We start from the raw sequence: 11,797 nt of genomic DNA, 5'->3' as shown, positions 1-11,797 counted from the left end.
GGCGGGGGGGTGAGGTGTGGGTGGGGGTGGGGGTGGGCGCCGGAGAGGGGGTGCGCGGGGGCCGGTCGGGGCGGTGGGGTTTGTAGGGTTGCTGGTCGGGGCCGCACCCCCGCCGCCGTCCGTACGTGAGGAGAACCACCGTGCTCGTCCTGTTGCCGCCCTCGGAGGGCAAGGCCGCCTCGGGGCGCGGGGCGCCGCTGGAGCCGGAGGCCCTGTCGCTGCCCGGGCTGGCCGGGGCGCGGGCCGTCGTGCTCGCGGAGCTGGTCGGGCTGTGCGCCGCCGACGAGGAGAAGGCCCGGGAGGTGCTCGGGCTCAGCGAGGGGCTGCGGGGCGAGGTCGCGAAGAACGCCGCCCTGCTGACCGCCGGGGCGCGTCCGGCCGGTGAGGTGTACACGGGCGTCCTGTACGACGCGCTGGGCCTGGCCACGCTCGACGCGGCGGCGCGCGAGCGGGCGCGCGGTTCCCTGCTGGTCTTCTCCGGGCTGTGGGGCGCCGTCCGCGTCGACGACCGCATCCCGTCGTACCGCTGCTCGATGGGCGTGAGGCTGCCGGGGCTCGGGGCGCTCGGCGCGTACTGGCGCGGGCCCATGGCCGGAGTGATGCCCGAGGCCGCCGGGGACGGGCTGGTGCTGGACCTGCGGTCGGCGGCGTACGCGGCGGCGTGGAAGCCGAAGGGTGAGGTGGCCGGGCGCACGGCGACGGTACGGGTGCTGCACGCGCCGACCCGCAAGGTGGTCAGCCACTTCAACAAGGCCACCAAGGGCCGGATCGTACGGGCGCTGCTGGAGGCGGGCGCCGCGCCGGGCACGCCCGGCGAGCTGGTGGAGGCGCTGCGGGACCTCGGGTACACGGTGGAGTGCGAGGCTCCCGAGCGGCCCGGCAAGGCGTGGTCGCTGGACGTCCTGGTGGACGAGGTCCACTGAGGCGCCACCGCGCCTGTCGTTGCGGAGCGCGCAACGGGCGTTGCGGAGCGTGCCGGGTCGCGGCAGGATGCCGGGCATGACGCCGGAACCGCTGCTCGCCGCGCTGTCCGCGTCGGCCGTGCCCGTGCTGCCCGTCGTGGTCGTGGAGGACGCCGCCGGCGCCGTACCGCTGGCGCGTGCGCTGGTGGCGGGCGGGCTGCCCGTCATGGAGGTGACGCTGCGGACCCCGGCCGCGCTCGACGCGATCCGGGCGGTCGCGGCCGAGGTGCCGGAGTGCCTGGTCGGCGCGGGGACGGTCCGGTCGGCGCGGGGCGTGGCGGACGCGGTGGGGGCGGGCGCGCGGTTCCTGGTGAGCCCCGGCTGTACGGGCGGGCTGCTGGACGCGATGGAGGCGTCGGGGGTGCCGTGCCTGCCGGGGGTCTCGACGGCGTCGGAGGCGCTGGCGCTGCTGGAGCGCGGGGTGCGGGAGATGAAGTTCTTCCCGGCCCAGGCGGCGGGCGGCGCCGCGTACCTGTCGGCGCTGGCGGGGCCGCTGCCGGAGGCCCGGTTCTGCCCGACGGGCGGGGTCACGGCCGGGTCGGCGCGGGAGTACCTGTCGCTGCCCAACGTCGGCTGTGTCGGCGGTACGTGGGTGGCGCCGCCCGCCGCGCTCGCCGCCCGGGACTGGACCCGTGTCGAGTCGCTGGCGCGGGCGGCGGCGGGGCTGTGCGCGGGCGTACGCCGTGGTGGCGCGGGGTCAGCGCAGGTGTGACGTGTCGTTGAGGAGTCGTACCGAGGCGTTGCCGTCCCGGTAGTAGGCCACGGCCGAGATCGACGCGGCGGACAGCTCCATGCGGAACAGTGCCTCCGGCGGGGCGCCCAGCGCGAGGCGGACCAGCGTCTTGATGGGCGTCACATGGGTGACCAGCAGGACCGTGCGGCCCGCGTAGCGCTCCGTCAGCCGGTCGCGGGCGGCGGCCACCCGGCGGGACACGGCCGCGAACGACTCGCCTCCCGGTGGCGCGGCCTTCGGGGAGGCGAGCCAGGCGTTCAGCTCGTCCGGGTACCGCTCCCGCGCCTCGGCGAACGTCAGGCCCTCCCACGCCCCGAAGTCCGTCTCGCGCAGCCCGTCCTCGATCCGTACGTCGAGGCCGAGACGTCCGGCGACGGTGAGCGCGGTCTGGCGGCAGCGCAGCAGCGGCGAGGAGACGATCTCCTGCACGGTGCCGCGCGCGGCGAGGGCGGCGGCGACGGCCTCGGCCTGGCGCCGTCCGGCGGCCGACAGCTCGGGGTCGCGGCCGCCGCTGCCGGAGAACCGCTTCTCGGGCGTGAGCGCGGTCTCCCCGTGCCGGAGCAGCACGAACGTGGCGGGCGCGCCGAGGTCGGCGGGCGCGGCCCATCCGACGGAGGGCGTGGCGGGCGTCGCCACGGCCCCGGCGTCGGAGACGGCGGGCGCGGGAGCCGTGGCGGCGGACTGGGCGCTGGTGACCTGCGGGGCATCGGTGACCTGCGGGACGTCGGGGGCCTGCGGGACGTCGGGGGCCTGCGGGACGTCGGTGGGCTGCGGTGCCTCCCGGGTGCGGTCCGCGGCGGCGGACACGGCGGCGGCCAGGGGCGTACCGCCCACCTCGGGGTGCGGGGCGTCGCCCGTGCCGTCCGGGGCGGGGGCCAGGGGTCCGGTGGCGCCCGCCAGGGCCGCGCGGGCCCTCGCCGCGCCCGCCGCCGCGTCGCCGACCACGCGCGGGGTGCCCGCGGCGTCGGCGGCCACGCGGGCCGCGCTCGCGTCCAGGGCGGCGCGGGACGTGGACGGCTGCCACTGGCGGCCCTCGCGGCCCGCGTCCATCGCCTCGTTGGCGAGCCGGTCCGCGTGCTTGTTGCGCTCGCGCGGGATCCACTCGTACGAGACCTGTCCCGGCGGGTAGATCCGGGCGGCCTCCGCCGCGAGCGGCTTCATGTCCGGGTGCTTGATCTTCCAGCGCCCGGACATCTGCTCGACGACCAGCTTGGAGTCCATGCGGACCCGCACCGACGCGTCCGGCGCCAGTTCGCGGGCGGCGCGCAGCCCGGCGAGGAGGCCCTTGTACTCGGCGACGTTGTTGGTGGCCACGCCGATGTACTCGGCCGCCTCCGCCAGCGCCTCGCCCGTCACCGGGTCCAGCACCACCGCGCCGTACCCGGCGGGGCCCGGGTTGCCCCGGGAGCCGCCGTCGGCCTCCACGATCAGCTCGCGCAGCCGCGCAGCACCGCTCATTACAGGCCGGACTCCGACGTACGGACCAGGATGCGGCGGCAGTTCTCGCACCGGAGGACCGAGTCGGCCGGGGCGGACCGGACGTCGTTCACCTCGGTGATGTTCAGCTCGATGTGGCAGCCCTCGCAGCGTCGCTGGTACAGGCGGGCCGCGCCGACGCCGCCCTGCTGGCCGCGGATCTTCTCGTACAGCTTCATCAGGTCCGCCGGTACGGAACCGGCCACCAGCTCGCGCTCCTTGGCGACGGCGGCCGCCTCGGCGTCCAGCTCGTCCTGCGCGCGGTCACGGCGGGCGGTCGCGTCGTCCACCTTGGTCTGCACGGACGAGACGCGCTCGGTCAGCTCGTTCACCCGCTCCTGCGCGGACTCGCGGCGCTCCATGACCTCCAGGACCACGTCCTCCAGGTCGCCCTGGCGCTTCGACAGGGAGACGATCTCCCGCTGGAGGTTCTCCAGGTCCTTCGGGGAGGTGATGGCGCCCGAGTCGAGGCGCTGCTGGTCGCGGACGGCGCGCTGGCGGACCTGGTCCACGTCCTGCTCCGCCTTCTTCTGCTCGCGGGCGCAGTCGCTCTCCTCCGTCTGCGCGGCGACGAGCAGGTCCCGCAGCTGGGTGAGGTCCTTGGTCAGGGACTCGATCTCGGCGTGCTCGGGCAGGCTCCGGCGCTTGTGGGCGAGCTGCGACAGACGGATGTCGAGGGCCTGGACGTCGAGGAGGCGGATCTGGTCGGCGGGCGCGGCGTTCAGTTGGGGGCTCCAGGAGAGGTGTGGTGAGCGGAAGAGGACGTGTGGTGGGCGGCCCACGGGTCGGTGACCGTCTTCGAGACGTGCACCCGCAGGTTCCAGCCGTGGCGGTCGGAGATCTCGTCGAGCTGGGCGGCGGCCAGTTCGCACCAGGGCCATTCGGTGGCCCAGTGGGCCGCGTCGACGAGGCCGAGCGGAGAGTGCTGGGTGGCCTCGGAGGCCGGGTGGTGGCGCAGGTCGGCGGTGAGGAACGCGTCGACGTCCGCCGCGCGTACGGCGTCGAACAGGCTGTCGCCGGAGCCGCCGCTGACGGCGACCCTGCGGACCGTCGCGTCGAGGTCGCCCGCGACGCGGATGCCCTGCGCGGTGGCGGGCAGCCGCTCGGCGGCACGGGCGGCGAAGTCGCGGAGGGTCTCCGGGGGGTCGATCTCGCAGATCCGGCCGAGGCCGTTCTCCGGTACGAGGGGGCCGAGCACGCGCAGGCCGAGGGCGCCGGCGAGGGCGTCGGACACGCCGGGGTCGGCGGTGTCGGCGTTGGTGTGGGCGACGTGCAGGGCGATGTCGTGCTTGATGAGGGTGTGCACGACGCGGCCCTTGAAGTGGGAGGCCGCGACCGTCGTCGTACCGCGCAGGTAGAGCGGGTGGTGGGTGACGACGAGCTGGGCGCCGAGGCGGATGGCCTCCTCGGCGATCTCCTGGACGGGGTCGACGGCGAAGAGCACGCGGTCGATCTCGGCGTCGGGGTCGCCGCAGACCGTGCCGACGGCGTCCCACTGCTCGGCCCGCTCGGGGGGCCAGAGGGCGTCGAGCTCGGCGAGGACTTCGGTAAGGCGTGGCACGGGCACAAGGCTACCCGCAACCCCGCCGGGCCCTCCCGCCCCGGTGGCCGCCGCCTGCCGGGGCCCTCGGCCCCGGCACCCCCGCCTCCGGAGCGCGAGCACCTGGCGCCCCTGAGCCCCTGCGCCGGGCGCTCCTGGAGCCCCCACGTCCGTGCCGGGGAGCCCCGAGCTCCCTGCCTCGGGCCCCGCCGGCGGCCGACCGCACCGGGCCTTCGGCCCGCGTCCCGGCCTCGACGCGTCACGGGTGACCCGCCGCCTGGGGCCAAACTCCGTTGTGGGTAAACGTCCCGCAAGGGGCCGATGGGGGTACCCCCTGGTCGAGCGATGCCGAGACCTTGGGGAGGGTGGGCGCAACGGGTGCCCCGCCCGGGAGTGTGCGCACCTGGGCGTGAGGCGCTGGAACCGGCACCCGGCAAGTCCGCTGTGCCCACCCGTTCCGCCCTGCGGAACGGGTGGGCACAGCGGAGCGGCAGCGGCCCCCAGGGCGACGTGGCCCACGCGTCGGAAACCCAAGGACCAGGAGCACCACCGCCCGGGGGCCACCCAGGCCAGGGGCCCACACCCCGGGGCCCACCCAGGCCAGGGGGCCAGGGGGCAACGGCCCAGGGGCCCACAGGCCCACGGGGTGGAGCTCTGGATTACTTGACGAGGTGGGTACGGAGGTCGTCGAGAACCTTGTCCGCCGCCGTGACCCCGAGCCCCAGGTACCAGGTCTCGTCCGGAACGTCCACCGCCTGGCCGGACTTGACGGCCTTGAGGTTCTTCCACAGCGGGTTCGCCTCGGCCGTGTCCCGCTTGGTCTTCTTCACGTCGCCGTACACGCCCGTGAAGATCCAGTCCGCGTCGGCCGCGTCGATGTTCTCCGGGCTCACCTCGGTGGCCAGGTCGTTGATCTGCTGGTTCTTCGGCCGCGGCAGGCCCGCGTCGTCGAGGATCGTGCCGATGAAGGACGCGCGGGCGTACAGCCGGATGCGGTCCGGGAGGTAGCGGACCATGGAGATGGTCGGCTTGTCGGCGCCCAGGTCCGTGCCGAGCTTCTTCGCCTTCGCCTCGTACGCGGCGAGCTTCGCCTTCGCCTCGGCGGTCTTGTCGAGCGCGGCGGCGTTGAGGAGGTAGTTCTCCTTCCACGTGAAGCCCGGGCGCAGCGAGAAGACCGTCGGGGCGATCTTCGACAGCTCCTTGTACTTGTCGGCGGCGCGCAGCTGGCTGCCGAGGATGAGGTCCGGCTTCAGACCCGCGATGGCCTCCAGGTTGAGGCTGTTGATGGTGCCGACGCTCTTGGGGCTGCCGCCGTCCTCGGCGAGGTAGCCCGGCAGGTTCGGGGCGCCCTCTGCGGGGGCGTAGCCGACGGGCTTGATGCCGAGGGAGACGACGTTGTCCAGCTCGCCGACGTCGAGGACGACGACCCGCTTCGGCGCGGCCTTGATCTCGGTCTTGCCCATGGCGTGGGTGAGGGTGCGCGGGAACTGGCCCGGCTTGGCGTCGGTGCCGAGCGCCGCGGTCTTGGCGCGGGCGTCGCCGAAGTCCTGGCCGCCCTGGGCGACGGACTTCTTGTCGGCGCCGGGCTCGGCCTCGGCGGGGGCGTCCTTGTCCTGGGTGCCGCAGGCCGCGAGGGACAGCGCGGTGGCGAGGGCGATGACGGCGGCGGTGCCGCGTCGGCGTCGTACGGACCGTACGGACATGGTGACTCCTGACGGACGGAGAACGGGGACGGCCCCAGGAAACCCGGACCACCGAATTCCGCTTAGGGCCTTACCTTACTCACCACCCTTTCAGGCCAGCACACCGCCCCCTTCCCCCTCAGGCGAACCCCGCGACGGCCACCCTTATGTGTGAAGCGCGGTGGCTCGTGCCGTTCGGGCGGAATGGCGAAAACTAGCGTCGGGGGCCGGAGGTGACGAGCCATGACAGCCTGTGCCATCGAGACCACCGCTCGGGACGGCGCCGGGACGGCCGGGATCAAGGCTGGTACGGACGCGGTCGGCGGCGGGCCCGCCGCGAGCGGTTCCGGGGCGGACGCCGTCGGCCGCGGGGCCGGGTTCGCCATCGCGGCGGACGGCTCCTACGCGGCCCGGCTCGCCGGGGAGGGCGAGGCGCTGTACCCGGAGCGCTGGACGCTCGACGGCCCTGAGCCCTACGCCGTTCCGCTGCCGCTCGGGCAGCCCGAGGACCCGCACGCCCAGTTGCTGCCGCTCGCGGACGGCCGGGTGCTGATCGCGCGGCGTGTCGCCGGTAGGTGCGCGTTCTCGCTGCTGTACCCGACGGGCCCGGAGACGGGCGAGCTGCCCCTCGGCGCGGTCGAGGCGGATTCGGTGCGGCTGTTGCCGCCCGCGCCTGACGGGATGGGCGCGTACGTGCTGGTGGCGGGCGGGCGTTCGACGGGCGTCTGGCGGGTGGCGGGCGGCGCGTCCGGGCCCGAGCACGTCGCCGAGGTGGAGGGTCACTGCTCGGGCGGGGTGTGGCTGGACCGGGAGGGGCGGCTGCTCGCGCTGGACCGGGAGGTGGGCGGCGGCCCGGTGAAGACCGTCGCCGTGGACCTGTGGCGCGGCGGGGAGGTCACGCCGCTGCTCCAGATCACCGGGGAGAGCCGCGACCGGCTGCTCCTCGCCGACCCGGACAGCGGGCTGCTGCTGATCCGCTCCGACGCGCCGTCACCGGGGCGGGAGCGGCTGGGCTGGGGGGTGCTGGGCAGCACGCGGCCGGTGCGGTTCCCGGAGTGCCTGCGGTCGGCGGGCGCGGTGCTGACGCCGTTCGCGGTGCAGCCGGGCCAGGTGCTGACCCCGGAGGCGTGCGCGGTGGCGCTGCGCGTGGACGGGGCGGCCGCGAGCTGGGTCGGGGTGTGGCGCCCCGCGGCGCGGCGGCTGCTTCAACTCCCGGCGCCGGTCGGATGGTTCGCCGGTGCGGGGCTGTGGTCGCGGGAGGGCGTGCTGTCCCTGCCGTACACGAACGCCTCGGTGCCGTGCGGGCTGGCCCGGATCGAGGGTGCGGCGGACGCGCTCGTACGGGAGGAGACCGAGCCCGTACGGGAGCCGGGGGCCGGGCCCGCAGGGGGTGGCGCCGGGCCCGTGGGGGACGCCGGGGCGGGGTCCGTACGGGGGTCTGGGGCAGGGCTCGTGCGGAGTGGCGCGGCGGTCCCGGAGTCGGGGGAACTCGCAGGTCGGGGGCCGGGTGGCGGCCTCGGCGCCACCGGGGCGTGCCGGCCCGTGCCGTTGCAGCAGGCACCGCTCACCGGGCGCGCGATGCCCGGCTAGACTCACGGGCCGCACGTCAACAGCGATCATTACGGGGTGACTTCACCACATGTCTGAAGCCAGCACCGACACGACCCAGGCGACGCGGGCGCACGGGGACGCCGGCGGCTCCGGAAAGCACCGCGGGGGCCCCGCGCCGTCGGAGGACACGTCGGCGCAGCCGCACGGCCGGCACCGCAGGGTTTCCGGTCAGGGCGGTGGCGCGGCGTAACGTCCGCCGCCAGAGCGCAGAGTCGAGAGGAGGGCCGTCCCGGAGATCCGGGGCGGCCCTCGGCGTTCCCGGCGGCGGTGTGGCTCCGCGGCCGGTCGGCCGGTCCGGTCGGTCCGGTCGGTCCGGTCGGTCGGTCAGGTCCGGTCAGGTCCGGTCAGGTCAGGTCAGGTCAGGTCAGGGGCCGTCTCCACGACGTCGCTCAACAGCCCTCAACGCCCTCAGCGCCCCTCAACCCCCGCTCACTCCGCCAGGATCAGGTACAGCCGGGTGCCCTCCGGGCGGAAGCCGACGCGTTCGTACACGCGCCTTGAGCCCTCTCCGGAGTACTCCAGCCACACCGTCCGGGCGCCCTGGGCGAACAGCGCGCCGGTGACGGCCGCGGTGACCGTGCCGGCGATGCCCCGCCCCCGGTAGCCGGGCCGGGTTCCCACACCGGCCGCCTCGGCGGTGCCCTCCGCGGGCGCCGAGCACGTGGCCGCACCGGCGCAGCCGCCGTCCTCGGCCCGTACGAACCGCACCGCGCCACCGCCCTCCTGGACGCGGCGCAGCCGGGCCGCGCCCTCCGCCGACGGGGGGAACACCCCGTCGAACGCCTCCGACAGGGCGGCGTCCACCGCCGTGTACTCGGCGTCGGTGGCCGGGGTCTCCGCCCGTGACGCGGGGCCGGGCGGCGGGGTGAACGTGTCCGGCGCGCACACCAGGTACTCGTGTACCGCCTCCGTCGTGAACCCGGCCTCGCGCAGGGCGGGTTCCACGGCGGGCGCGGTGTCCGGCGCGAACTCCAGCCGGGGCGTGAGCCCGCGCTCCCGGAACGCCGCGACGAGCGCGGCGACGTCCCGCGCGGCGGGGCGCGCACCGGGCAGGGGCGTGGCGTAGTTGAGGTACGGGCTGGTCGTGCCCGGGTCGATGCCGACGACGAAGCCCCCCGTCTCGACCACCACGGGACGGCGGCGGAGGTTGGCGACGGCGAAGCTCTGGACGTTGGTGTCCACGGTGAGATGTCCTCACGGAGAAGTGTCGTTGGACCGGGGCGCGCGGGTGCGCGCCACGGCGACGTGGGGCCGCCGTGAGGAGGGCGCGGTCAGCGCCGACGGCGGCCGCTGGCGGGCGCCGGGATCATGGGCTTCAGTCCCTGAGGTGACGGATGTGGGGTGCCGGACCCGCTCACGGTGGCACGGCGGCGGGCGGTGATCAACCGCTTTTCGCGCGGGTCCGGTCGGCGCGGCCGGCGGCGCCCAGGGAGCTGGTGGCGGCGGCGGCCGGGCGGGGCAGCCACAGCAGCATCAGCGCGGCCGCCCCGACGAGGACGCCCGCGCCGGTGCGGAAGGCGAGGGCGTACCCGGCGGTGAGGGCCTCGGGGGTGACGGACCCGGCCGCGCCGGACGCGGCGACGGTGGACAGGACGGCCAGGCCGACGGCGCCGCCCATGGTGCGGGAGGTGTTGACGAGACCGGAGACGAGGCCCGCGTCACCGGGCGCGGCACCGGACGTGGCCATCGCGGCGAGCGGGGTGAGGATCAGCCCGACACCGGTCATCATCAGGATGCCGGGGCCCAGCACGTCCGCCGCGTACGTGCCGTCCACGTCCATCAGCGACTGCCAGGCGAAGCCGGTCGCGGCGATGAGCGCGCCGCCCACCGCGAGCCTCCGCGCGCCGAGCAGCGGCATCAGGCGGGGCGCCAGCTTGGAGCCGACGACGACCCCGGCGGAGCTGGGCATCAGGGCCAGCCCGGCGGCCAGCGGGCCGTACCCGAGGACGTTCTGCACGTACAGGGTCATGAAGAACCAGGAGGCGAACGTCGCCGAGCCGATGACGAACAGGGTGACGTTCGCCGCCGACACGGCCCGCGCCCGGAACACCTTCAGCGGCATGAGCGGTTCGCGGGTGCGGGACTCGACGGCCACGAACGCGGCCAGCAGCACCAGCCCGCCGAGCAGCGGCACCAGCGTCTCCGGGGCGGCCCAGCCGGACTGCTCGGTCTGCACCACGCCGTACGCGAACGCCGCGAGGCCCGTGGTGACGAGGACCGCGCCGGGCAGGTCCAGGCGGCGCCCGGCGCCGGTACGGGCCTCCCGCACCCACACGGCGCCCGCGATCAGGACGAGCGCGCCGACCGGGACGTTGATCAGCAGCACCCAGCGCCAGTCGAGCAGCTCCGTGAGGAACCCTCCGACGAGACCGCCCGCCGCGCCGCCGCCCGCGCCGACCGCCGCCCAGGTGCTGATGGCCCGCGTCCGGGCGGGGCCCTCCGGTACGGCGCTGGTGACGATGGTCAGCGTCGCCGGGGACAGCACGGCACCGCCCAGGCCCTGCACGGCGCGCGCGGCGAGCAGTTGCCAGCCCTCCTGGGCGAGGCCGCCCGCGACGGACGCGGCGGTGAACACGCTCAGGCCCAGCAGGAACATCCGCTTGCGGCCGAACAGGTCGGCGGCCCGCCCGCCGAGCAGCATGAACCCGGAGAAGGCTATGGAGTACGCGTTCACCACCCACTGCAACGCCAGCGCGGACATGCCGAGGTCGGCGCGCATCGACGGCAGGGCGACGTTCACGACGGACACGTCGAGCACGACGAGGAACGTGCCCGCGCAGGCGGCGAGGATCACCGCCCAGGGACGGGCTGGCAGTTGGGGATCGGCGGCGGGTGCGGTGGCGGCGGTCTCGGTACGGGGCTGGGCCATGACCGTCATGGTCGCAGCTGGGCGGCGCCCCGTACATCCCGATATCGGGGTACGGGGCGTGCGCCTCGGGACCCAGGTCTTCCGGGTTCCCCGTTCTCGCCGGCCATGGCATTCCCTCTCGGCGATGGCCTCCGGCCCTGGGGAGCGGGGTGCCGCGAGCGGGTGCCGGGGGGTGGGGGACGATGGCGTTCCGCTGGCCCGTACGACCTGGAGGACCCCGACCATGAGCGCCGCACCCACGCCGGAGCAGACCCCGGAGCAGACGCAGGAGCAGAGCCCGCAGCCGTCGCCGGAGGTGCTCGCCGCGTTCGAGGCGGCCAAGGGGTTCATGCCCGTGCGGGAGGGGCTCGCGCTGTACGCGGCGGCCGTCGAGGCGGGGCGGCTCGGGCTGCCGCTGCTGGAGGTGGGCACGTACTGCGGGCGTTCCACGATCCTGCTGGCCGACGCGGCGCGGGCGGCCGGGACCGTCGCCGTCACGGTCGACCACCACCGGGGCAGCGAGGAGCAGCAGCCGGGCTGGGAGTACCACGACCCGGCCGTCGTGGACCCGGAGGTGGGCCTGATGGACACGCTGCCGACGTTCCGGCGCACCCTGCACGCGGCCGGCCTGGAGGACCACGTCATCGCGGTCGTCGGGCGGTCGCCGCAGGTGGCGCGGGTGTGGGCCGGGCGGGTCGGGCTGGTGTTCATCGACGGCGGGCACACCGACGAGCACGCGACCAACGACTACGAGGGCTGGGCGCCGTGCGTCGCCGAGGGCGGGCTGCTGGTCGTCCACGACGTGTTCCCCGACCCGGCGGACGGCGGCCAGGCCCCGTACCGGATCTATCTGCGGGCGCTGGAGTCGGGAGCGTTCACGGAGGTGTCCGTCACCGACTCGCTGCGGGTACTGCGCCGAACGGCCCCAGGGATCTGAGCGGAACG

10 protein-coding genes are annotated in these 11,797 nt (G+C 75.6%); 4 read left to right on the top strand and 6 right to left on the bottom strand.

The genetic code is table 11. The features are described from left to right. Positions 1-140 precede the first annotated feature (140 nt). On the top strand, positions 141-923 hold the full coding sequence (gene yaaA, locus J116_RS20505; protein ID WP_023588946.1) for a peroxide stress protein YaaA: 783 nt from the start codon (positions 141-143) through the stop codon (positions 921-923). Between the two features lie 76 nt (positions 924-999). Further along, positions 1,000-1,674 (top strand): bifunctional 4-hydroxy-2-oxoglutarate aldolase/2-dehydro-3-deoxy-phosphogluconate aldolase, encoded by a 675-nt coding sequence (gene eda / locus J116_RS20500; protein ID WP_023588945.1) that lies wholly within the window; start codon positions 1,000-1,002, stop codon positions 1,672-1,674. Here the strand turns inward: eda and J116_RS20495 are convergent. From J116_RS20495 to J116_RS20485, 4 genes are all read right to left on the bottom strand, one after another. Continuing rightward, the gene (locus J116_RS20495; protein ID WP_023588944.1) at positions 1,660-3,153 is read right to left on the bottom strand and encodes a bifunctional RNase H/acid phosphatase; all 1,494 of its coding nucleotides are present in this window, start codon (positions 3,151-3,153) and stop codon (positions 1,660-1,662) included. The two genes, eda and J116_RS20495, sit on opposite strands and share 15 nt — an antisense overlap. Then, complete coding sequence (locus J116_RS20490) at positions 3,153-3,896, bottom strand: zinc ribbon domain-containing protein (RefSeq protein ID WP_201258860.1); 744 nt, start codon at positions 3,894-3,896, stop codon at positions 3,153-3,155. Before J116_RS20490 ends, J116_RS20495 begins: the two co-directional genes overlap by 1 nt. Continuing rightward, positions 3,893-4,732 (bottom strand): Nif3-like dinuclear metal center hexameric protein, encoded by an 840-nt coding sequence (locus J116_RS28755; protein WP_079147925.1) that lies wholly within the window; start codon positions 4,730-4,732, stop codon positions 3,893-3,895. Before J116_RS28755 ends, J116_RS20490 begins: the two co-directional genes overlap by 4 nt. Positions 4,733-5,370: 638 nt before the next feature. Continuing rightward, entirely contained in the window at positions 5,371-6,414 is a 1,044-nt protein-coding gene (locus J116_RS20485) for an ABC transporter substrate-binding protein (RefSeq protein ID WP_023588941.1), read from the bottom strand. A 222-nt stretch (positions 6,415-6,636) separates the two neighbouring features. Here J116_RS20485 and J116_RS20480 point away from each other — a divergent pair, with 222 nt between their 5' ends. Next, positions 6,637-7,983, top strand: a complete 1,347-nt coding sequence (locus J116_RS20480; RefSeq protein ID WP_023588940.1) for a hypothetical protein — start codon at positions 6,637-6,639, stop codon at positions 7,981-7,983. 450 nt (positions 7,984-8,433) lie between these two features. Here J116_RS20480 and J116_RS20475 read toward each other — a convergent pair whose 3' ends face one another. After that, positions 8,434-9,186, bottom strand: a complete 753-nt coding sequence (locus J116_RS20475) for a GNAT family N-acetyltransferase (protein ID WP_023588939.1) — start codon at positions 9,184-9,186, stop codon at positions 8,434-8,436. Between the two features lie 199 nt (positions 9,187-9,385). Next, complete coding sequence (locus J116_RS20470; RefSeq protein WP_023588938.1) at positions 9,386-10,882, bottom strand: MFS transporter; 1,497 nt, start codon at positions 10,880-10,882, stop codon at positions 9,386-9,388. 214 nt (positions 10,883-11,096) lie between these two features. On the opposite strand from J116_RS20470, the gene J116_RS20465 reads away from it, so the two are divergent. Beyond that, a complete protein-coding gene (locus tag J116_RS20465; protein ID WP_023588937.1) occupies positions 11,097-11,789 on the top strand; it encodes a class I SAM-dependent methyltransferase in 693 nt (230 codons plus the stop codon). Positions 11,790-11,797: the final 8 nt, after the last annotated feature.

Origin of the sequence: Streptomyces thermolilacinus SPC6, assembly GCF_000478605.2 — a bacterium.
Lineage (GTDB): Bacteria > Actinomycetota > Actinomycetes > Streptomycetales > Streptomycetaceae > Streptomyces > Streptomyces thermolilacinus.
Note: the sequence above shows the minus strand (reverse complement) of the source record. Positions and strands in the feature narration are given on the sequence as shown.

Excerpts from the sequence above, each read along its gene's own strand:
- eda (WP_023588945.1), top strand. The coding sequence starts at position 1,000 with ATGACGCCGGAACCGCTGCTCGCCGCGCTGTCCGCGTCGGCCGTGCCC.
- J116_RS20495 (WP_023588944.1), bottom strand. The coding sequence starts at position 3,153 with ATGAGCGGTGCTGCGCGGCTGCGCGAGCTGATCGTGGAGGCCGACGGC.
- J116_RS20485 (WP_023588941.1), bottom strand. The coding sequence starts at position 6,414 with ATGTCCGTACGGTCCGTACGACGCCGACGCGGCACCGCCGCCGTCATC.
- J116_RS20480 (WP_023588940.1), top strand. The coding sequence starts at position 6,637 with ATGACAGCCTGTGCCATCGAGACCACCGCTCGGGACGGCGCCGGGACG.
- J116_RS20470 (WP_023588938.1), bottom strand. The coding sequence starts at position 10,882 with ATGACGGTCATGGCCCAGCCCCGTACCGAGACCGCCGCCACCGCACCC.
- J116_RS20465 (WP_023588937.1), top strand. The coding sequence starts at position 11,097 with ATGAGCGCCGCACCCACGCCGGAGCAGACCCCGGAGCAGACGCAGGAG.